This window comes from Cupriavidus sp. FW305-46, assembly GCF_058787075.1.
The window spans coordinates 83,318-104,932 of the sequence record NZ_JBYSZI010000001.1; the positions used below are offsets into that span (position 1 = coordinate 83,318).

The window sequence follows — 21,615 nt, forward strand, 5'->3', positions numbered from 1 at the left end:
CAATCCCTGAGAATTGGTATTTTGATGAGCAGGGCTGCCGCCCGAGGTTGCGCCGCGCGGTATTGCAAACCTGCCTGGCTGGCCCCCAGCCTCATTCGGGGGAGATGGCTTGCCCCCACGCGCGGCAGCCGCCTCTGCCTGATTTCAGGTATAGGAAAAACCGCCTGATTGGGCTTTACTTCTACCCAAGGCCCAGCTGCATGCCACGTCAATGCCGTGGCATGCGCCGCTACCAAGGGTCAAACCAGAACGAGAAAGGGGTCAGCCATGTCAATCGCATACGACAGTTGCCGTATTGCACCACCGCGGGTCCGATGGTGAAATCAGCGCCGCTGATCATCTGAACTGCACCCGACCGGGCATGCAGCTCGCATCCCTGGTCGCACCAGCCCCCATGCCTTTCTCCATGCCAACGAACGCGACGCTCTCCGATAGCCGCCGAAACGTCATGCGTGGCCAACTGCTGCTGGTCGGGCACGAGAGCCCGATGCTGACGCGCCTTTGCGGGATCCTCACCGTGCTCGACTACGCGGCCGGCGCGCTCTCGTTCGCGGGCACCATCGCGCAGGCCTGCGCGATGGTGGAGCAGGGTCCGTTCGACATGGCGCTGGTCGACACCAGCCTGCCCGATGGCGGTGGCATCGAGCTGATCCGATGCCTGCGCGAGCGTGCCCCGGATCTGCCCATCGTCGTGATTGCATCACCGGGCACGGACACGGAAATCGTCGGCGCGCTGATCGCCGGCGCCACCGGCTACCTGCTCAAGGAGCGCGACGACATCGAGCTGACGGTGTGCCTGCGGGGCGCGCTGCGCGGTGGCACGCCGATCGATCCGTCCATTGCCAAGCGGCTACTCACGGCATTGGTACCCAAGGCCGCACCCGCCGAGACCAGGCTTTCACCGACGGGAAGCGCAAAGCCGCTGCTCAGCGCACGCGAGACCGAGATCCTCGTCTTCATCAACAAGGGGTCGACCAACCGCGAGATCGCCGACGCACTGTCACTGTCGCGGCTGACCATCGAGTCGCACGTCAAGAACATCTACAAGAAGCTGGCGGTCAAGACGCGCACGCAGGCTATCTTTGAGGCGCGTGCGTACGGCGTGCTGAACTGAGGCGCGCCCCCTTGCGCCAGCGGCGCTTGCAGCCCATCCGGCGCACCGTTTTCCGTCAAGCGGCGCCCCACGGCCGGTCTGGCTTCACGAGCTGACCTCATGCGCCGGTGCCCCGATGCTGATTGGCTTGCCGCCGGACAGCGTGGACAGGACGCCCCAGTCTGCGACGGTGAAACCGTTGGCCTGCACGATCACATGGAATTCCCCCGAAGTCAGCTGGCTGGCCTGGGCCAGCAGGGCGGGGTTGTAGTTGTCGACGAAATCGTAGTCGGCGGTATCCATGGATTGGTCCATGCGGTCCGGTGGGCGGGAACAGGGCTGGCCCGGCAGCCTTCTTGGCGTGCGCAGGAAGTTTAGGTATAAAGTAATTGATTGCGCGCCTTCCCTCGCTGCGCAGGCGAGCCAGGACACGCTGCAATCCGCCAGGAGTGAGACGATGCAGACCACCCCCCAGTCACCCGCCGAACAGCCCTCTTCGCCAGCGGGTGATGACAACTGCGCGCCACGAGGCATGCTGGCGAACTACCCCTCCTTTCGCTCCGAGGATGTGAAGGAGGCCCAGGGCAAGATCGCTTCGGTATTTTGCCCGCATGAACTGCGAGTGGTCGGCGCATTGCAGCAATTGCACGTCCAGCACAATCTGGTACGACTGCATGAGACCGCAATCAACTTCCTTGCCTATGGCGCCCATGTAGAGATCGACCCTGGCTGCCTAAAGCACTTCTATCTCGCCCAGATCCCGGTTGCGGGCCATGCCGAAATCAAGTGTGGCTCGCAGGAGATACTTTCCGACGTCCGCACCGCCAGCCTGCTGAGTCCAGACACCCCAACCCGAATGCACTGGCACGAGGATTGTGCGCAAGTCCTGCTCTGGATTCAGAAGGAAGCCATCGAGCAACGTTTCGCATTGCTGACCGGGCGCGATCCCAGCGGGCCCCTTTCATTCGATCCGGCGTTGCCCCAGCACGCTGGGCTCTCGAGTCCATGGAGCCAGTCCGTACTCGACCTTACCAGGAATATCGACCAGCACGGCACCAACTGGCTCCAGTTTCCGGCCGCGGTGGCGTCGATGGAGGACTACCTGCTGCGGATGCTGCTGCTGCTTCAACCGCACACCCACACCTATCTCCTTGCGCGCAACGCCGAACCCGCCAGGCCACGTCATATGCAGCGGGTGATAGATTATGTCCGCGCGAATGCCGACACACCGCTGACCGTCGCCGACCTGGCGCAAGTCGCCTGCGTGAGCATCCGGGCGCTGGAAGAAGGCTTTCGCCGCCATCTCGATACGACGCCGTTGGCCTATCTGCGGGATGCCAGACTGGACTGCGTCCGACAAGCGTTGATTGCTGCCGCCGGAGCGGAGCAGGCCTCCATCACGGATATTGCATATCGCTTTGGCTTTACACATCTCGGCCGGTTTGCGGCCTACTACAAGAAGCGCTTCGGCGTTTCTCCGTCGGCGACCCTGCGCAGGGGCGCAGCGGAGCGCCACGTCCGCGATGCCGGGCGTTGAAACTCAGCAGGCTCTCTAGCCTCTCAATACCCCTGCGGCCTCGCCCCGTTTCACTGCCTTGCAGTTGTTGATACAACAACGCCAGCCCGCGCTCGCGGGTGAACGGTTACCTGCACGCCCGGCCATCCGGCAAGGCCATCGCGCCACCCTTTCCTGATTCCCCGCCTCCTTTTCCCGGTCCGCCAGCAACGGCTCGTTATCTGGATATTTGCCGGCGGATTGTGGATAGCAGCGTCATCACCGCTACACCAAACTAGGTTGCACATGGCTACATGCGAGCCAATACAACAAGTGGAGACGGACATGCAAGGAATCGAAGGCAAGACGGCGATTGTCACCGGTGGCGCAACGATGATTGGCGAGGCAGTGGTATCGGCCCTGGTCTCGGCCGGCGCCAACGTCGTTGTCGTCGACATCGACCAGCAAGGGGGCCGCAATGTTGCCGAGCGGCATCCGGAGCGCTGCCGCTATGTGGCCGTGGACGTGACCAGCGATGCCGACATCGCTGCCTGCATCGCCGACACCATGGAGACCTTCCGCGGCATCGACCTGCTCGTCAACTGTGCCTGCACCTACGTGGATAACGGTGCCGATTCCACACGCGAGCAGTGGCTGGAATCCTACAACGTCAATGTCGTCGGCGCGGCGATGATGCTGAAGGCGTGCGTGCCGGAGATGAAAAAGCGCGGCGGCGGTGCGGTCGTCAACTTTGCCTCGATCTCCGCGGGCGTGGCGCAGACGGGGCGCTGGCTGTACCCGATTACCAAGGCAGCGATGCAGCAATTCACACGTAGCGCCGCATTGGATCTAGCCCCGGACAACATTCGAGTCAACTCGGTCTCGCCGGGCTGGACGTGGTCCTCCGTCATCAGCGCGCTGAGCGGCGGCGACAAGGCGAAAGCCGACGGTATCGCCGCAGATTTCCACCCGCTCGGCCGGCTCGGCAAGCCAGAAGAAGTCGCGCAAGTGGTTCTCTTCCTCCTGTCAGATGCTTCCGCCTTTGTTACCGGCGCCGACTATGCATGTGACGGCGGATACGGCGCCCTCGGCCCCGAGGGTCGGCAAGCAGCCATCAACCGGCTGACGGCATAAGCCGGCCGGTGATTCCGGGCGACCCCGGTTCGGCCGGAACGAAGTGAATTGCACACAAGACAATGCCACAGGAGAGACACATGATCCCCCATTCCATCGACAAGATCACGCCGCGCAAGATTGCGATTGTTGGCGCGGGTCAGGCAGGACTATTGCTCGGCTGCGGCCTGCTGGATCAAGGCTATGAGGTCACGCTGGTGACAAACCGCACCGCTGACGAGGTATGGAGCGGCAAAGTAATGTCGTCCCAGTGCATCTTCGACCAAGCACTCCAGATCGAGCGCGATTTCCGCATGAATCAATGGGAAAGGCAGTGCCCCACGGTGGACGGCATCGGCCTGACCATCCCTACCGACGACGGCAAGGGCGAAGTTGCCATCCACTGGCGCGCCCGCCTGAATGCCTACGCCCAGTCTGTCGATCAACGTGTAAAGATGCCAGGCTGGATGGCGGAGTTCGAAAGCCGTGGCGGCATTCTGCGTATCGAAAATGTCGAGATTCCCCAGCTTGAAGCCTTGGCCGAATCTCATGATCTTGTTCTCCTGGCCGGTGGCAAGGGGGAGATCGTCAATCTGCTGACACGCAATGATGCGCGCTCGCCTGTTCGTCATCCCCAACGCCAGTTGGCACTGGCTTACGTGACGGGCATGCAGCGCAGTGGTCCGTTTGAGTGCGTCAACTTTAATCTGATTCCCGGCATCGGCGAGTACTTTGTCTTCCCGGCGCTCACCACCCAGGGCAGTAGCGAAACCCAAGCCTGCGACATCATGGTCTTCGAGGCCATTCCCGGCGGCCCGATGGACCGCTGGGCAGACGTCAAGTCCGCCGACCAGCATCTGGATACCTGCCTGGGCATCCTGCGCGACTACCTGCCGTGGGAAAGCGAGCGCTGTGCCAATGTACGACTCACCGATGCCAATGGGATCCTGAGCGGACGCGTGACCCCGACCGTGCGCAACCCTACCCTTCCCCTGCCTTCCGGCCGGCTTGTGATGGGGCTCGGCGACGCGGTCATGGTCAACGACCCGATCACCGGCCAGGGCTCGAACAACGCCACCAAGGGCGCCCTGCACTATTTCGAGGCCATCCTGCGCCATGGGGACAAGCCCTTCGATAAGGCATGGATGCAGCAGACCTTCGACGGCCTTTACGAAGGCTATGCCGAACCGGTCATCCGTTGGACAAATTCCCTCCTGTTCCCGCCGCCAGCCCACATCGTCAAGCTGCTGGCCACAGCGCAGCACGCGCCGCGCATCGCCCAGCGCATCGCCAACGGATTCAACGATCCGCGCGACTATGGCAGCTACTGGTTCAACGAGGAAGCCACCGAGGCCTGGATCGCTGAAGCGTCGCAATCCAAGGCCGCCTGAGGCAATAAAAGTCACCCATACGAAAGCAAGCAGCCTGCTCACCGTGCAACGGTTGAGCAGGCGACAGGAGACAGCCATGACCGACGCTCGCGAATTTCGGAATGCCCTCGGCCGCTTTGCCACCGGCGTAACCATCGTCACAACGCGCACCCCCGACGGAGAACCCTGGGGCGTGACCGTGAATAGTTTCAGCTCGGTATCGCTGGAGCCTCGCCTGGTGCTGTGGAGCCTCGCCAAGAAGTCCTACAGCCTCGAGGCATTCCAGAAGACCGGGAGTTTCGTGATCCACGTCCTGGCAGCCGACCAGGAACATGTCTCCAACCGCTTCGCACGCGGCGCGGAAGGCAAGTTTTCGGGAGTCCCCTGCACGGATGGCATCGATGGCTCGCCTGTCCTGTCAGGTTGCGCGGCGGTATTCCAATGCCGCAACACGCATCAGTATGACGGCGGCGATCACATCATCTTCCTGGGCGAGGTCCGGCACTTTGACACATCGGATCGGGAATCCCTGCTCTTCTACAAGGGCAACTACGCGCGTACCGCCAACGCTCTTACGGAGCTTTCAGAGCTGATCCGCACCGAATACGTCGCCGCGACCTGATTCCGGTACCGCACACGGCAATCCGTCTAAAGGAAGCTGGCCAACACCGCGACCGAACGCATTTGCCCGTCTCTCTATCCTTCCCCCGGGATCATCCAATGAGTACGTATGACGCCGTCATTGTCGGCAGTGGTATCAATTCGCTCGTCTGCGCTGCCGTCCTGGCCAGACGCGGCAAGCGTGTCTGCGTGCTGGAACGCAATAGCACGCTGGGCGGATGCATTCGCACAGAGGCCCTGAATGCACCGGGCTATCTCCACGACACGTTGTCCACGGCACATCCGCTCTTTGTCACGTCGCCAGGCTACGCGGAGCTGAAGGATGAACTTCATCAGGCAGGGCTCAGCTACCGCAATAACAGTACGCCCACTGGCGTACTGTTGCCCGATAACCGTTCGCTGATTCTGAGCACGTCCCGTGAGCGCAATGTCAGCACATTCAATACGCTGGCAAGCGGCGACGGTGATGCCTTTCAGTCCGCCATGCAAGAGGTCGAGCAAAACGCCGGCCTGGTGTTCTCGCTGCTTGGCAACGAACTGTGGAGTGCCGGTGTTGCAAAGACCGTGGCCGGCCGCCTGTGGAAACAAGGCGTGCATGACACCGTCGCCTTCTTTTCCCCTGCCCTGATGAGTTGCCGCAGCTGGCTGGAGACCCGGGTCAAATCCGACCTGGTCCAGGCGCTGCTCGCGCCTTGGGTACTACATACAGGCCTTGGCCCGGAAAGCGCCATGTCTGCATTGATGGGAAAAGTCGTCGCCTTCACGCTGGAGGCGGTTGGCCTGCCTATCGTCCAAGGCGGCAATGCCCGTACTGTCGACGCCTTTCGCAGAGTCATCGAGAGCCGGGGTGGTGCTTTCCACGTTAATGCCGACGTCGAGGACATCCTGGTCGAGGGCGGCTCGGCGCGCGGCGTAAGGACGCGGGACAACCGCGTTTTCATGGGCAAGGAGATCATCTGCAACGTCACGCCCGGCCAGCTTTACGGAAAGCTGCTGGCCGCTGAGCACGTTCCCCCTGGCCTACGTCGGCAGGCAGCCGAGTACCGCTACGGCAAGGGGAACATGCAGATCCATTTGGCGCTGTCCGCCCCTCCGGACTGGCCCCAAGAACATCTGCGCGATGTCATCTACCTGCACCTTACCTCGGGTCTGGACGGTGTCTCCAGGGCAGTCAGCGAAGCAGAGCGAGGCCTGCTTCCAGCCGAAGGCACGATTTGCGTTGCCCAGCCTTGCGCTGTTGACCCTTCCAGAAGCCCGGCCGGAGGCTGGGTGCTCTGGATTCAGGTTCCGGAGTGTCCGCGTCAAGTCAAAGGCGATGCGCTTGGAGAGATCGCCGTTCCCGCGGATGGTCGCTGGACCGCCGAGCTCCGTGAGCGCTACGCCGACCGGATTATCGACCGCATTGCTCGCCAGGTTCCGAATCTCAAGGCGAGCGTCGTCGGGCGTACGGTCCTGTCCCCGGCGGATCTTGAGTCGATGAACGTCAACCTCGTCGGCGGCGATCCCTATTCCGGCGAATGCAGCATCGACCAGTTCATGTTCTGGCGTCCGGTCCCTGGCGTCAAGGATCACGCTACCCCGGTCAAACATCTGCACCACATCGGCGCCTCGACCCATCCAGGCCCCGGTCTTGGCGGTACCTCCGGTTACCACGTCGCCAATGCGCTCGCAAAGAAACGGGCGAAATCCAACTCATAACTGAAGCAACCACAGGAGACAACAGCCATGAGCAACAGCCTCGCCCACTTTGCAGCGGACCTGCTGTCCGGCCGCATCCGCGTGGTGGACCTGACGCAGACCTTGAGTTCTGAATTTCCGACCATCTCGCTGCCTCCGGAGCTGGGCCAGACCTGGCCCTTCCGGCAAGAGACTATCTCGCGCTACGACGATCGCGGACCGAACTGGTACTGGAATAACTTCTCCTGCGGCGAACATACCGGGACCCACTTCGACGCACCAGTCCATTGGATCTCTGGCAAGGACTTGCCGGACAATACGACCGACACCATCCCTGCCGAAAAATTCTTCGCCACCGCCTGCGTCATCGACTGCTCGAGCGAGGCCGAGGAAGACCCGGACTACTTGCTCACTGTCGACGCCGTCAAAGCCTGGGAAGCACGGCATGGCCGCATCCCTCCGCGCTCCTGGGTCCTGATGCGCACCGACTGGTCCAAGCGCAATAGTCCCGAGGCGTACCTGAATGCGCGTGACGACGGCATGCACACACCTGGCCCTGACCTGGGCGTGGTCCAGTGGATGATTGCAGAGCGAGATGTCCATGGATTTGGCGTCGAAGCGATTGGCACCGACGCGGGCCAGTCCTATGGCTGGGAGTTGCCGTTCCCGTGCCATTACCTCATGCATGGCAACAACCGCTACGGTCTGCAATGCCTGACCAATCTCGACCAACTCCCGCCGCAGGGTGCATTGATTGTCGCCGCCCCGCTGAAGATCAAGGACGGTTCCGGCAGCCCGCTTCGCGTCCTGGCTCTTATTCCCGGTTGATATTCGCGGCGACAAATTCCGGGTTAAGTGGTCACCGCTTTCTGACGGAATAGGCCCGCGAGGCCCTGTGCTGTGCTTCTGTAGCCCTGCGAGGAGGCGGCGCTGATATTCGCCTCGGTGCGAACGGCAACGTGGCCTGCCGGTCAGGGCGTGCCGCGCCGTTGCAGATATGCTCCAATAGCAAAAGCCCTGCCGTCGAATGGCCAGCCCGTCAGGCTGACTCCTGTATGAATTTGCGGCGGAGCGGAAGAGGTGAAGCATGGCCCTTATTAGCCGCCAGCTGTTCTTGGCCAGCCCGCAGATTCGGGTGCGAGATGTAACGCTTTCCGCACAAGACGACTTCCAAACCCAGCGAGCCAAGCTTGCCGGCATCATGCTGGACGCAATGTACCAGTTCGTCGGCCTGCTGGACGTCGATGGCAAGATGCTCGAGATCAATCGCGCAGCGCTCGAGGGAATCGGCATTCAAATGGATGACATTCGCGGAATGCCATTCTGGGAGGCCAGATGGTGGGTCATCTCTCCGGAGACCCAGCGCGCCTTGCAACAGCTGATCCGGCGCGCAAGCCAAGGCGAGTTTGTCCGCGGTGACTTCGAGGTATACGGCCAAAAGATGGGCGAGGAGACGATCATTGTCGACTTCTCGCTATTACCGATTAGAGATTCGGATGGCAAGGTGGTGTTCCTGCTGCCTGAAGGGCGCAACATCACGGAAAAGAAGCGCGCCGAAGCAGCGCTTGCGCGAAAAAACGAGGAGCTTCAAGCCAGTTGGGATCTCATCTGCCGTCAGCGCGATGAACTTCAGAGTCTTTACGATCGACTCATGGTCGAGCAGACGCTTTCGGAGCGGCTGCTTTTGAACCTGCTGCCCTCTCCGATCGCTGAACGACTAAAAGCACGTCCGGAAATCGTAGCCAACAGCATTCCTGAAGTCATAGCCGACAGCTTCCCGGAAGTGACGGTCTTGTTTGCGGACATCGTGTCATTCACCCGTTTCTCGGTGGGCATGAGCGCCGAGCGCCTGGTCGCAGTGCTCAATGAGATCTTCACCGAATTCGACACCATCGCGGATCGCCGCGGACTTGAGAAGATCAAGACAATCGGGGACGCTTACATGGCAGCCGCCGGGCTACCGGAACCGGTTTCTGACCATGCTGTCCGAGCTGCCGACATGGCACTGGACATGATAGACGCGCTCAGACTGTTCAATCGACGCACCGGCTATAACCTCCGAATGCGAATTGGCATCAATAGTGGATCGGTCGTGGCCGGCGTTATCGGCAAGCGCAAATTCATTTACGACTTATGGGGCGATGCCGTCAACACTGCAAGTCGGATGGAGTCCCATAGTCTGGCTGGACGGATTCAGGTTACCGACGCAACTCGCAATCGACTGGGAGAATCCTTTCAGTTCGAAGAACGCGGCATCATCGTGGCAAAGGGGGTCGGTGCAGTGCATACCTGGTTCCTGACTGGCCGCCGCGAGGCGCTATAGCGAGGCATGTCGCCAAGCCTGACTCAGCGAATGTCCGAGGTCGACTGCGGATTCAACCGGTCGATGCAACGTTTTGATGGAATCGTTCGGCCGGGGTATCAAAGTTGAGTGTCTTGCGCGGACGTTCATTGAGCCGCCTCGCGACGGCATTGAGTTTGGCTTGCGAGTAGACAGAGAGATCCGTGCCTTTCGGGAAGTATTGTCTCAATAGGCCGTTCGTGTTCTCGTTTGAGCCCCCCGTTGCCAGGGATTCTGAGGGTCGCAGAAGTAGACCTGGATGTCGGTCGCCACGGTAAAGCGCTTGTGATCGGCCATCTCTTTTCCACGATCCCGCGTCAGCGATTTGTACAGCTCCTGGGGTAATTTGCCTGCATGTTTGATCAAGGCGTTGACCACAGTCTCTGTGTCCTTGCTGGCAACCTTCACCAGCATCACAAACCTCGTCCGACGCTCGACCAAGGTGACGATCTGGCTGTTGCCGCTGCCGAAGAGCAGGTCGCCTTCCCAGTGGTCGGGAATCGCGCGATCTTCGACGGTTGCAGGCCGCTCACTGATCGAAACGGTGTCACAGATTCTTCCGCGCTCGTCAGTCTTCGCGGAATAGAGACGAGAGTGACGCATGACCCGGCAGCGCCTCAGGTGCTCAAGCAACTCCTTGTTCAGCGCACCGCGGGCCTGTACATAAGGGCTACGATAGATCGTCTCGTGCGGCGGCGCGCTCGCGCCCAGGCAAGCTCGTCCGCCTGGTTTGCACGATAGCCTTGGCTTCCCCCGTTTCGCCTGAGCTCACGACTAATGGTAGACGGGGCGCGTCCTAGCCGGGATGCAATCGACCGGACAGAGAGCCCGGCCGCCACGGACCGAGAGATCTCCGCTAGTTCGGCAAGCGTCAACGCCAATCGGGAGCGGCTTCGCTGTACTGGCTGGATACCACCGGTCTCTGCCAAGATCCTCTGAATCGAAGAGTGACCCCGATCGAACAATCGTGCGATCTGATGAAGCGTGTCACCTTTGCGCCACCGTTCCCACATCAGTCCCTTTGGGGTCTCGGTGTAGTAGATCCGCCGTCTTTGCTTCATTTGCAGCACCCCTCAGGCTCGCAAAGCCTTTAGTGTGTTGCATCGACCGGTTGAATCCGCACCTGACTTCGGCCACTAGAGCTAAGCTAGGCTGTGGCAGTAATGGGCGGGAGCTGCCGTCGGACACCGTCCCGTTCAGCAACCGCTATGACGGTATGCAGCCAAGCTAGCACTCCTGGCCTGGAGTACCAGATGCGTGTGGCGAGGACTCGGTGCGTACCGGCTGCGCGCCGATTGCTAAAGCATGCACCGACGAAATCGCGGAAGCCGCCGTGGCCGCCTTCTCCCATCGCCACAACGTCGCGCGACTGACGCCCAGCCGTTGCGCTGCTTGCTGGCGATTGCCACCACATTCCGCCAGCACCTCCAGTACACGTTCGCGCGGTGCGATCAACGGTGGCGAAGCATCCGCAGCAGCCTGTTGCCGCGCCCCGAGGCTGCCGGCCCTGACGCCTTCAGCCATCCCCCCAAACAACTCCGGGCAATCGTGACGCAGTTCGTCGAATGCGATGTGATGCAGGACCTCCCATTGCGAGAAGAACACCGCCATTCGCTCGCAGATGTTCTCCAGCTCGCGAATGTTGCCGGGCCATGCATAGGCCTGGAGCCGCGGCAGCAAACGCGCGACAAGGGCCGGTGCGTCCAGGCGCGAGTCCAGTCGATCGAGCGAACGTCGCAACAGGAACGTGGCAAGCAGTTCGATGTCCTCGGAGCGCTCGCGCAGCGTCGGCAACGCCAGTTGCAGCGTGTTGATGCGGTAATAGAGATCCTGACGGAACTGCCGCGCGGCAATCAGTTGCGGCAGCGGCTGGTGCGTCGCCGCGATGATCCGTACGTCGACCGGAATCGGAATTGCGCCGCCCAGACGCAGGATCTCGCGCTCCTGCAACACGCGCAGCAGGCGGGTCTGCAGCGAGACCGGCATGTCACCAATCTCGTCGAGAAACAGCGTGCCGGTATGGGCCGATTCGAATAGCCCGCGCTTGCCGCCCCGGCGCGAGCCGGTGAAGGCCCCTTCGTCATAGCCGAACAGCTCGCTCTCCAGCAGCGCCTCCGGAAATGCGGCGCAGTTGATCGCCACGAAGGGCTTGGCGGCGCGCTTGCTTTCATTGTGGATGGCCTGCGCGAACTGCTCCTTGCCCACCCCGCTCTCGCCGGCCAGCAGCACCGTGAGGTCCGTCCTGGCAAAGCGCCGCGCCGTTGCGCAGGCGCGGGTAAAGGCTGGGCTGGCGCCGATCAGGTTGTCGAAGCGGTTGCGTGCGTTGCGCGGATGCCGGCGCTGCTGGCTGCGCAGGCTGGCGTCCGCATCCTGGATGTTTCGCGAGTCGTACAGCGTGATGGCCGCGCCGACCGTATCGCCATGCTCGCGGATCGGGGTGCGATTGACGATCCAGTCGCGCTGCGCGAAGCGGAACACGCTGCCCCGCTCCTGCACGCCGCTGGCCAGCGTGGATTGCAGGGACAGCGCCGGCTCGATGTCTTCCAGATACTGGCCGATCATCCGATTCTTGGCGCGGCCAAGCAGCACTTCCATGGGTGGATTGACGGCAATCACGCGATTGTCCCGATCCACTGCCAGCACGGCTTCCTGCAGGTTATGCAGCACGCCATTGAGCTGGTCATAGCGGCCGGCTTCCAGCCGGGCCACGCGCGCCAGCTCGATGGCGTCTTCAATCCCCTGCCGGACCGCATTGATCGAATAGGCCAGGCGCCCATGGATGCCGTACTGCTCGGCCAGTTCCACGACGATGCTGGAACCCACCACTACTTCATAGCCGTCGCGCGCCAGCAGCTCGAAGCACTGACGCGCCTCGTCCGGCGTGCGGTATGCGTACTGCGCAATCTCGATATTGAGCAGTTCGCGGATGGCGTCCAGTTCTGGGATGCATTCGCCATACATGACCACACCAACCCGGCTGGAGATGCGCCGCGCGTTGTAGAGCGCCAGCAGGATGTCGAAGCCGCTGAGCTTGATGGTGGCAACCGGCGCGTCGAGCGCGTTGCGCAGGATCGTGGCGTTCGCGCCGGCGCTGACGAAGACGTCGGTCGCCCCATCGCGCAGGCGGTCATGGGCGGCGTCCAGCGCGGCCTCGAACGAGCCATTGACCACCTCGATCGTCGCGCGATCGGCAAACTCGTCCAGTACCGCCATGGCAAAGCGGCTCAGGTGCCTGTAGCTGATGAAGCAGATGCGCGGCCGGCTGCCGCGTTCGGGAAGGGTGCTGCGCATGGGGCTCCTCGCCGGCCCGGGCGGCTGCAGTGCAGTGCCGGGCGCCTTCATTCGTCTCGTGTGCGTTGCACGAGCGTCTCACCGTTGTTTCACGGACGTTGCATGAGTGTTTCATGAAACCGGGGATTTGTCATCCGAAAGCCCTCTGCCCCATGGAAATCAAGCACTTGCAAGCGCCTGCACGGGCTGGCACACCCATTGCGCTGACACCATCAGACGAACGAACCATGGAGGAATCAATGCAGGCGCTCGGACACATCACCGTGCTGGACCTGACCCATATGCTCTCGGGCCCGTACGGCACCATGCTGCTCGCCGACCTGGGCGCGCGCACGATCAAGGTCGAACCTCCCGGCACCGGGGAAGGCACGCGCAAGCTGCTCGCCGAGAGCGAGGACTACGCCCGCGACGGCATGGGCGCGTACTTCCTGACGCTGAACCGCAACAAGCAAAGCGTGTGCGTGGACCTGAAGTCCGAGGCGGGCCGGGCGGTCTTCCTGGATCTCGTGCGCAATGCCGACGTGGTCTTCGACAATTTCAGCGCGGGCGTGACGGAGCGGCTCGGCATCGACCACGCATCGCTGAGCAAGGTCAACCCGCGCATCATCACGTGCTCCGTCACAGGCTTCGGCCAGACCGGGCCGGACCGCCAGCAGCCGGCGTTCGACCAGGTGGTGCAGGCCATGGGCGGCGGCATGTCGATCACCGGCATGGCCGACGGCCCGCCGGTACGCAGCGGCATTCCGGTCGGTGACCTGGGCGGCGGCGTGTTCGGTGCCATCGGCGTGCTGGCGGCGCTGGCCGCGCGCGAGCAGACCGGCGTTGGCAAGCACGTGGACATCTCGATGCTGGACGCCCAGATCTCGCTGCTGAACTACATGGCGACGATGCACCTGATGTCCGGCCTGGTGCCGGAGCGCATCGGCAACAGCCACTTCGTGCACGTGCCGTACAACACCTACCCCACCAGCGACGGCCACATCATCATCGCCTGCATTGGCGACGCGTTCTTCGAGCGCTTCCTGAGCGTGATCGATCATCCCGACCTGCGGGCGCCGGAATATCTGAAGCAACCCGGCCGCTATGCGGACAAGGCACGCATCGACGCCATCATCGCCAACGAATTGCGCGGCGAATCGTCCGCCTATTGGCTGGCGCGCCTGCGGCAGGCCCGCATCCCCTGCGGTCCCGTCAACGACTTCGCGCACGCACTGCGCGAGCCGCAGGTGGAGGCCCGCGACATGATCGTCGAGGTGCCGCTGAAGACCGGCGAAACCGTGCGCATGCCGGGCAACCCGGTGAAGCTTTCCGGCGTGACCGAACCCGCGTACACCTGCCCGCCCGCGCTGGGCGAGCACACGGCCTCCGTGCTGCGCGACGTGCTGGGCTATGACGACGAACAGGTCGCGCGGTTGCGCGAAGCCGGAGCGGTGGCATGAGCACCGGCCATAGCAACGCCCCCGGGACGGACGACACCCCGGCCATCACCATCACCGACGTCGCGCCGCGCGACGGGCTGCAGAACCAGGCCGTCGCCATCTCCACCGACGCCAAGGTCGAACTGATCCGCCTGCTTGCGCGTGCGGGAATACGCAGCGTGGAAGCCACCAGCTTCGTATCGCCAAAGGCCGTGCCGCAGATGGCCGACGCGGCCGACGTGATCCGGCGTGCATCGGCACAGTGCCCGGACCTGCGACTATCCACGCTGGTGCCGAACCTGAAAGGGCTGGAACGCGCCCATGCCGCGGGCGCCACCGAGATTGCCGTCGTGCTGTCCGCCACCGAGACGATGAACCAGCGCAACATCAACATGGGGCTGGATGCGGCGACCGAGGTCAGCGAGCAGACGCTGATCCGGGCGCGCGGACTGGGCCTGCGCACGCGCGCCTATGTGGCCGTTGCGTTCGACTGTCCGTTCGAAGGGACGGTCGATCTGGACACGGTGCTGCGGCTGGCCTGCCGCATGCGCGATGCGGGCGCCGGGGAAATCGTCATCGCGGACACCATCGGTGCAGCCGCGCCTGCCGCGGTCAAGACCCGCATGTCGGCCCTGGCGCAAGCGCTCGGCCCCGACTCGCTGGCGATCCATCTGCATGACACGCGGGGCCTGGGTGCGGCCAATGCATGGGCCGCGCTGGAAGCCGGCGTGCGGCGCTTCGACGCCAGCGTGGGCGGCATTGGCGGTTGTCCGTTCGCGCCCGGCGCGGCGGGCAACCTGGCTACCGAGGATCTGGTGCTGATGGCCGGCCAATGTGGCTTCAGCACCGGGATTTCGCTCGACGGGCTGCTCGACGCGGTGGCCTACGCCGAATCGCTGCTGGGCCGCGCGCTCGGCGGTCGCTCCAGTGCGTGGCTGCGCAGACAGCGCGAGCGCCAGCGCGTGGCGGCCTGACCGGGCAACGTTGCAACCAGACAGTCCGCCCAGGACGGCACGCGATGCCGACACGGATGCCGGCGCGCATCCGGACTGACAAGACATAAATGGAGGAGACACACGATGTGGAATGTTCGCTCGATTCGTGGCGCACTGCGCGCCATGCGCGTAATGGGCGCCATGGCCTGTACCGCGGCAGCACTGGCTTCCGGGCACGCCCTGGCCAAGTGGCCGGAAAAGCCCGTCACGCTGGTGGTGCCTTATGCGCCCGGTGGCGGCACCGACATCGTCAGCCGGCTCATTGCGCAGAAGCTTTCCGAGCGCTGGGGGCAGTCTGTCATTGTGGAAAACCGGCCAGGTGCCAATGGCGTGATCGGCTCCGGCCACGTGTACAAGTCTGCTCCGGATGGCTATACGCTGCTGATGGTGGTGGGTTCGCACGCGATCAATCCCGTGCTGATGAAGAAGCTGCCCTACGACACCGTACGCGGCTTTTCCCCCATCACGCGGCTCGCCATCTCGCCGATGGTGCTGGTCGTGTCGAAGTCCAACCCCGCGAAGTCGCTGACCGATCTGGTCAGGACCGCCCGCAGCCAACCGCTCGGCATCGGCTACTCCGAAGGGCAAACGCGGCTGACCGGCGAGCTGCTGCGCCAGGCCGGCAATCTCAGGACCATTCCGGTGTCGTACAAGGGTGGCGCGCAGATCATGGTCGATGTCATCGGTGGCCACGTCGGTGCCGGTTTTACCAGCGTACTCACAGCGCTGCCTCACGTGCAGAGTGGCAATCTGCGTGTGATCGGCGTGGCGGCAGACCAGCGTATGGCCCTCTTCCCGGATGCCATGACGTTCAAGGAGGCGGGACTCGACGGCGTGGAATCGCTGAACTGGTACGGCCTGTTCGGGCCGGCGGGCATGCAGGCAGCCATCGTGGAGCAGATCCATCACGACCTGCAGCAGGTGACGCAGGATCCGGCGCTCGCCAAGCAGATGAAGGACCAGGGGGCTACCATCGTGCTGACGCCGCCAGCGGAGTTTCGCGCGTTCCTCGGCAAGGAAACCCAGAAGTGGGCGGATGTGGCCAGGCGCGGCGGCATCCAGCCTGAATAGCGGCGTCGCCGGGCCGCCCCGCGTATCTTGCCGCGGCACACATCGAACTGACATGGACACCACCCGATATGGATCTTGAACTGAGTGGAAAGCGCGTGCTGATTACCGGCGGCAGCCGCGGCATCGGACTGGCATGCGCGCGCGCATTCCTGCGCGAGGGCGCCAGGGTTGCCATCGTCGGCCGCAGCGAGGCGAATCTCGCCACCGCGCTGACGACGCTGGCGGCCGACGCACCGGACCGCCCGCCCTTCACCGTCGCGGCCGACCTGACCGATGCCATGCAGGCCGCCCACGCCGCTGACGCGGCCGCGGCCGCGCTGGGTGGCATCGACATCCTCGTCACGTCCGCCGGCGGCGCGCGTCGTACGCCTCCGGCGGAGCTCACGCCTTCGGCGTGGCGCGATGCCATGGACGCCAAGTACTTTGCCTACATCCATGTCATCGACCCCGTCATCAAGCGGATGGCCCAGGCGGGCAGCGGCGTGATCGTCAACGTCATCGGCATGGGTGGCAAGGTTGCGAGCCCGACCCATCTGCCCGGCGGCGCCGCCAACGCCGCGCTGATGCTGGCCACTGCGGGGCTGGCGAGCGCCTACGGACGCTCCGGGGTGCGGGTGAACGCGGTGAATCCGTCGGCCACGCGTACCGAACGGCTTCAGCAAGGCCTGGAGGCCGAGGCCAAGCTGGCCGGCGCGACCGTGGACGAGGCACTGCGCCGCGCCAGCGAGCGCACCGGGCTCGGGCGGCTGGCCGCGCCCGAAGAAATTGCAGATGCCGTGCTGTTCCTCGCATCGGCGCGGGCGGCCTACATCTCTGGCGCGATCCTGTCGATCGATGGTGCCACCACGCCCATTGTCGTCTGATCGTGCCGAGGCCGTACCCGTCGTTTTGCAGTGCCAATAACAGGCGATAACGCCAAAAAACTCACTGTTTGAGCAGGAGGAGACAATATGCAACGTCGTACCCTCGTCAAGGCGCTATGCGCCATAGTCGCCGTCCCGCCAGCAGTATTCGGCACGGGCGCCGTCGCGCAGGACTACCCTTCGCGCCCCATCCGCCTGATCGTGCCGTTCGCGCCCGGTGGCGTCTCGGACACCAGCGCACGTGTGATTGCAGACAAGCTGAGCCAGCGCCTGGGTCAGCAGATCGTAGTCGACAACAAGCCCGGCGCATCGGGCAATATTGGTACCGCGATGGCCGCCCAGTCGGCACCGGACGGCTACACGTTACTGCTTGGCTTCGATGGCACCATCGTCATCAATCCACATGTCTTCCCAAAGATCCCGTTCGATCCGCTCAAGGACTTCGTGCCTGTCGGCAAGATTGGCGATGCGGCACTGATCCTGATCGCTCATCCGTCCGTGCCGGCGAAGAACCTGAAGGAACTCGTCGCATATTCACAGACCCGGCCGGATGGCCTGTCCTATGGCAGCGCCGGCACCGGCAGCACGCCGCACCTGGCCGGCGAACTGCTCAAGGCTCGCACCGGCCTGAAAATGGTTCACGTCCCTTACAAGGGTGGCGGCCAGGCCATGGGCGATCTGGTGGGGGGCACGCTGCCCGTGCTGTACACCGCAGTGGCCGGTGCCCAGCAATACGTGAAGTCCGGCAAGGCCACGGCGATCGCTGTCTCCGGTGCGAGCCGCGTACCCGCCCTGCCGGATGTGCCGACGCTGGAAGAATCAGGTGTCGCGGGCCAGGTCAGCGACTCGTGGGTTGGGTTGCTGGCCCCTGCCAAGACCCCGAGGGAGATCGTCGATCGCCTGTCCAAGGAACTGAATACCGTTGTCAACCTGCCTGACACGCGCGAGCGGCTCGCGACGCTAGGCATCGTTCCGGTCGGCAATTCGCCGGAGGCGTTTAGCAAGCAGATTCAGACCGATCTGAAGAAGTACGGCGACGTCGTCAAGGCAGCAAATATCAGGGTCGAATAAGGTAATGGGGCATCTGGTAGCGCCCCGGATGCCCTCATCGACGTCTCGACTGTCAAGGTGGCTCGTACCCGCCGACCATAGTCGTTCTACATATCGGATGACCCAAACGTAGAAGACATCAACCGTGCCAATCGCGGTTGACGGCAAACCGATGTCCGCGTTCGGCCAACTTCTGCCACTCGCCGAATCGCCAAGGCGGACACCCAGCCGTCGGCTTCGCTCAACCGACCGGACATTCGACATTCTCCGACACCAAAGGAATCGGCGACCTTCAAACGGCTGGCTTCCGCCCAGTACACGAATCGCACGGCAGAAAGGCCAACATATGCCTCCTCGCGGAAGCGGTTGACGGCCGCCCGCCGCTGGAAATATTCGTCTGCCCTCGCAGGCAACGGCGGATCATTCGCCACGGCGTATAGAACTTCACTCAATTCGCGACCCGTCCTTGCTGCACCTGCGGACCTCTGACCGAACCAAACGAGCAGAATGCGCAGCAGTCTCCCGATTTGGGTTTCAGCGCCACTCTGCAATGCCGACACTCATAGAAGAACACGCAAGCATCCGTAGGCATGGTCTCCCGCTGCGCCCACCCGCAATGTGGGCAGGTCACGACTGATTCCAGGATGACGTCGCGCATCGCACTATCGTCGCTGAAGATCAGAAGGATCGCCCGGGCTTCCCGTCCACACGGCTCAGTGCTCCGAAGCGTCCGTGAGACGCCGGTGAATCAGCCAGTCAACCGAGAGCGCCCCGCCCCCCCGCGCCAGCAGTACCAGCAGCATTGCCGCCCACTGGATATGCGTAGGCCATGCCTGCGGATAAACGAACAGCTGGATCACCGTGATCATGCCAAGCAGTATCAGCGCCACGGGGCGGGTTGCCAGGCCGAGCACCAGCAGCACTGGCGCCGTCAGCTCAACGGATACCGCCAGGTAGGCGGCCAGTTCGGGCGGCAGCAGCGGCAGTTGGTATTCCTCCCGGAACAGCTCCACCGCCGTCACCCAGTTCGCCAGCTTGGCCACGGCCGAATTCCAGAAGACGGTGGCGACCGCGAGCCGCAACGGAATGGCCAGGACTGTGTACGGCATGCGATCGAGCCAATCCACCGCGCGCTGCGCGCGCGCGGCAAGCGTTAGAGAGGCGCGGGGGGAAGGCGCAGCGTGTGTCATGGCGAGAGATCCGGGATGGGTAAGTCAGAGGCCTGGGCCCGGCCGAAGCCGGTAAAGCAGCCGGCCGACAACAGCGTGGCCAGCCACGCGGGTGCGTCCGCCGGCGGCGTCGGGCCCAACGCGGCGTGCAGTGGATGCCCGGCCAGCAAGGCCGCGGTGAATTGCCATCGCCACGCGCTGAGCCGGTCGACGTCGATGCCGTCCGATGTGCGGCGCACCAGCAGCCAGACCGGGTCCGCAGCGGGGTCGATGCGCGACAGGGCATGGTCGTCGCGGTTCAGCACCGCGCGCCAGATGGCATCGACGGGGAACGCGGCATGCACCAGGCGCACCGCGGGATGCGGCAAGAAATGCATATCGCCGGCTGCGGATAAGTCTGATTCCGCCAGGCGGCGCAGATCGAGCGGCGTGACGTCCGGCGCGTGCAAGACCGTACTCACGGCCCACTCCAGCCGGGCGACGTCAGGCAGGTAGCCAATTGCGGCTGCCCCAGGCAGGCGCGCCAGAAATTCCGCGAACGCCTCGCCATACGCATCCAGCCACGCGCTCTGCGGGGCAGACTGCCCGATGAACAGCCGGGCCGCGCCTTCGAAGAACTCGGGGCCTACCAGCGCCTGGATGGCAGGATAAGACAGGCGCAGCGCGCCTACGAGCGTGGCGGTGGCGGTGTTTCGGTAGATGCCCAGCCGCGCCTGGGGCGCCAGCCCGTCCGCGATCACGTGCGCCGAGGCCTCGCCGGTGGCAGCATTCCCCAGTTCCTGGGCGAACGCGCGCTGCAGCTCAAGCAATGAGGGCGGATCGGATTGCATGCTGCTGTTTCTCCAGTGCCGCCTGAGCGATACGCGCTTCCCCCATCAGCACATCGAGAGGCGGCACGTCCGTATCCCATTCGATCAGCGTCGGCACCGCACCGAACCGCTCAAGCGCCGCCTCGTAGAGCGACCACACCGCCGGTGCCACGCGCGAGCCGTGATCATCGATGCGCAGGACCTGCCCCTGCCCGAGTTGCCGCACACTGTGGCCGGCCACATGGATTTCCCCGATAGCGGCCGGCGCAAGCGCATGCAGGTAGGTCATGGCGTCCCATCCGTGATTGCAGGCGCTGACATAGATATTGTTGACGTCACACAGGAAGCCGCACCCGGTGCGCCGCGCCACTTCGGCCAGGAATTCCCACTCGGGAACGGTTGAGTGGCGATACTGCAGGTAGGTAGACGGGTTCTCGACCAGGATGCGGCGCCGCAGTGCGCCCTGGATCTGGTCGACATGCCGGCATACCACGGCAAGCGCCTCCTCGGTCATCGGCAAGGGCAGCAGGTCGGCGAGATACGTGCCGCGGGTGGTGCTCCAGGAAAGATGCTCCGACACAAGCCCGGGTTCGACCCGTTCAACCACCTCGCGCACCCGCGCCAGATGCGCCAGGTCCAACCCGTCTGCGCTGCCCAGCGACAGGCCAACGCCGTGCAGCGATAGGGCGTAGTCACGGCGAATGGCGTCCAGGCAGCCCGGCGCGCGGCCGCCGCCCATGTAGTTTTCCGTATGCACCTCGAACCACGCAACGGCCGGGCGTTCCTCCACCACTGCCTGATGGTGCCGAAAGCGCAGTCCGATCCCGGCGCGCGGCGGGATCGGGCCCAGGGCGCGTGGAGAGGCGACAGCCGCGGCAGGCATGTTTCGCCCCTGCCTCAGGAGGCCTTCAGCTTGCCGCCCTGGATCTTGCTGCAATCGCCGGCGGGCAGCAGCACGTAGGATTTGGCATCGCGTGCCTGCGTGGCTTGTCCCGCGCAGGAATGCGCACCTTCCGCGCAGTCGTTCTTTGCCACGGCATTGATGCCATAGCACTTCTCCAGCTTGCTCTTTTCCATCCTCGCCATGTTGTCCTTCACGACCTGCGGCATCGCGCTCATGTCCTTCGTGGTTTGCGCTTGCGCGGGCGCGGCGACCATGGCAAGCGCCAGCCCTAGGGCGGACGACAAGGTGGATGCGGCCAATACATGCTTGTTCATCTTGCTTTCTCCTGACGGTTG

The 21,615-nt window shown here is 63.6% G+C and carries 20 protein-coding genes and 1 pseudogene; 13 read left to right on the plus strand and 8 right to left on the minus strand.

The genetic code is table 11. The annotated features are described in order from the left end of the window. Nucleotides 1-448: 448 nt before the first annotated feature. A complete protein-coding gene (locus tag AC3WON_RS00375; RefSeq protein WP_492318272.1) occupies nt 449-1,114 on the plus strand; it encodes a LuxR C-terminal-related transcriptional regulator in 666 nt (221 codons plus the stop codon). A gap of 84 nt (nt 1,115-1,198) precedes the next feature. Here the strand turns inward: AC3WON_RS00375 and AC3WON_RS00380 are convergent, their stop codons facing one another. After that, a complete protein-coding gene (locus AC3WON_RS00380; protein ID WP_492340398.1) occupies nt 1,199-1,396 on the minus strand; it encodes a hypothetical protein in 198 nt (65 codons plus the stop codon). A 154-nt stretch (nt 1,397-1,550) separates the two neighbouring features. Between AC3WON_RS00380 and AC3WON_RS00385 the strand changes: the two genes are divergently transcribed. The 7 genes from AC3WON_RS00385 (at nt 1,551) to AC3WON_RS00415 (ending at nt 9,692) form a co-directional block, all read left to right on the plus strand. Then, entirely contained in the window at nt 1,551-2,630 is a 1,080-nt protein-coding gene (locus tag AC3WON_RS00385; RefSeq protein WP_492318270.1) for an AraC family transcriptional regulator, read from the plus strand. Nucleotides 2,631-2,933: 303 nt separating this feature from the next. After that, entirely contained in the window at nt 2,934-3,722 is a 789-nt protein-coding gene (locus AC3WON_RS00390) for an SDR family oxidoreductase (protein WP_492318269.1), read from the plus strand. Nucleotides 3,723-3,802: 80 nt separating this feature from the next. Next, nucleotides 3,803-5,092 carry a styrene monooxygenase/indole monooxygenase family protein gene (locus tag AC3WON_RS00395; RefSeq protein ID WP_492350826.1) on the plus strand — a complete coding sequence of 430 codons (1,290 nt, stop codon included), beginning with the start codon at nt 3,803-3,805 and terminating at the stop codon, nt 5,090-5,092. Nucleotides 5,093-5,168: 76 nt separating this feature from the next. Further along, on the plus strand, nt 5,169-5,693 hold the full coding sequence (locus AC3WON_RS00400) for a flavin reductase family protein (protein ID WP_013953987.1): 525 nt from the start codon (nt 5,169-5,171) through the stop codon (nt 5,691-5,693). Between the two features lie 98 nt (nt 5,694-5,791). Then, complete coding sequence (locus AC3WON_RS00405; RefSeq protein WP_492350827.1) at nt 5,792-7,390, plus strand: phytoene desaturase family protein; 1,599 nt, start codon at nt 5,792-5,794, stop codon at nt 7,388-7,390. A gap of 27 nt (nt 7,391-7,417) precedes the next feature. Beyond that, nucleotides 7,418-8,197 (plus strand): cyclase family protein, encoded by a 780-nt coding sequence (locus tag AC3WON_RS00410; RefSeq protein WP_492350828.1) that lies wholly within the window; start codon nt 7,418-7,420, stop codon nt 8,195-8,197. Nucleotides 8,198-8,456: 259 nt separating this feature from the next. Next, the gene (locus tag AC3WON_RS00415; protein WP_492318264.1) at nt 8,457-9,692 is read left to right on the plus strand and encodes an adenylate/guanylate cyclase domain-containing protein; all 1,236 of its coding nucleotides are present in this window, start codon (nt 8,457-8,459) and stop codon (nt 9,690-9,692) included. A 52-nt stretch (nt 9,693-9,744) separates the two neighbouring features. Here AC3WON_RS00415 and AC3WON_RS00420 read toward each other — a convergent pair. Further along, nucleotides 9,745-10,771, minus strand: a pseudogene (locus AC3WON_RS00420) (IS30 family transposase). Nucleotides 10,772-10,937: 166 nt separating this feature from the next. After that, a complete protein-coding gene (gene prpR / locus AC3WON_RS00425; RefSeq protein ID WP_492350829.1) occupies nt 10,938-13,001 on the minus strand; it encodes a propionate catabolism operon regulatory protein PrpR in 2,064 nt (687 codons plus the stop codon). A 227-nt stretch (nt 13,002-13,228) separates the two neighbouring features. Here prpR and AC3WON_RS00430 point away from each other — a divergent pair, with 227 nt between their 5' ends. The 5 genes from AC3WON_RS00430 to AC3WON_RS00450 all read left to right on the plus strand — a co-directional run bounded on the left by AC3WON_RS00430 (nt 13,229) and on the right by AC3WON_RS00450 (nt 18,419). Then, the gene (locus AC3WON_RS00430; RefSeq protein ID WP_492350830.1) at nt 13,229-14,440 is read left to right on the plus strand and encodes a CaiB/BaiF CoA transferase family protein; all 1,212 of its coding nucleotides are present in this window, start codon (nt 13,229-13,231) and stop codon (nt 14,438-14,440) included. Next, complete coding sequence (locus AC3WON_RS00435) at nt 14,437-15,393, plus strand: hydroxymethylglutaryl-CoA lyase (RefSeq protein WP_492318261.1); 957 nt, start codon at nt 14,437-14,439, stop codon at nt 15,391-15,393. Before AC3WON_RS00430 ends, AC3WON_RS00435 begins: the two co-directional genes overlap by 4 nt. A gap of 153 nt (nt 15,394-15,546) precedes the next feature. Continuing rightward, nucleotides 15,547-16,485 carry a tripartite tricarboxylate transporter substrate binding protein gene (locus tag AC3WON_RS00440; protein WP_492350831.1) on the plus strand — a complete coding sequence of 313 codons (939 nt, stop codon included), beginning with the start codon at nt 15,547-15,549 and terminating at the stop codon, nt 16,483-16,485. A 68-nt stretch (nt 16,486-16,553) separates the two neighbouring features. Further along, entirely contained in the window at nt 16,554-17,348 is a 795-nt protein-coding gene (locus tag AC3WON_RS00445; protein ID WP_492350832.1) for an SDR family oxidoreductase, read from the plus strand. An 87-nt stretch (nt 17,349-17,435) separates the two neighbouring features. After that, nucleotides 17,436-18,419, plus strand: a complete 984-nt coding sequence (locus AC3WON_RS00450) for a Bug family tripartite tricarboxylate transporter substrate binding protein (protein WP_492350833.1) — start codon at nt 17,436-17,438, stop codon at nt 18,417-18,419. Nucleotides 18,420-18,846: 427 nt separating this feature from the next. On the opposite strand, the gene AC3WON_RS00455 is transcribed toward AC3WON_RS00450, so the two are convergent. From AC3WON_RS00455 to bufA1, 5 genes are read right to left on the minus strand one after another with little or no spacing between them, the layout of a single operon-like run. Then, nucleotides 18,847-19,056 (minus strand): GDCCVxC domain-containing (seleno)protein, encoded by a 210-nt coding sequence (locus AC3WON_RS00455; RefSeq protein WP_492350834.1) that lies wholly within the window; start codon nt 19,054-19,056, stop codon nt 18,847-18,849. A 55-nt stretch (nt 19,057-19,111) separates the two neighbouring features. After that, complete coding sequence (locus AC3WON_RS00460) at nt 19,112-19,588, minus strand: DoxX family protein (RefSeq protein ID WP_492318256.1); 477 nt, start codon at nt 19,586-19,588, stop codon at nt 19,112-19,114. Beyond that, nucleotides 19,585-20,397, minus strand: coding sequence for an HvfC/BufC N-terminal domain-containing protein (locus AC3WON_RS00465; protein WP_492318255.1), 813 nt, complete (start codon nt 20,395-20,397; stop codon nt 19,585-19,587). The genes AC3WON_RS00460 and AC3WON_RS00465 overlap by 4 nt, the downstream gene beginning before the upstream one ends. Then, nucleotides 20,369-21,259 (minus strand): MNIO family bufferin maturase, encoded by an 891-nt coding sequence (bufB, locus tag AC3WON_RS00470; protein WP_492350835.1) that lies wholly within the window; start codon nt 21,257-21,259, stop codon nt 20,369-20,371. Before bufB ends, AC3WON_RS00465 begins: the two co-directional genes overlap by 29 nt. A gap of 14 nt (nt 21,260-21,273) precedes the next feature. Further along, the gene (bufA1, locus tag AC3WON_RS00475; RefSeq protein ID WP_492318253.1) at nt 21,274-21,594 is read right to left on the minus strand and encodes a BufA1 family periplasmic bufferin-type metallophore; all 321 of its coding nucleotides are present in this window, start codon (nt 21,592-21,594) and stop codon (nt 21,274-21,276) included. Nucleotides 21,595-21,615 lie beyond the last annotated feature (21 nt).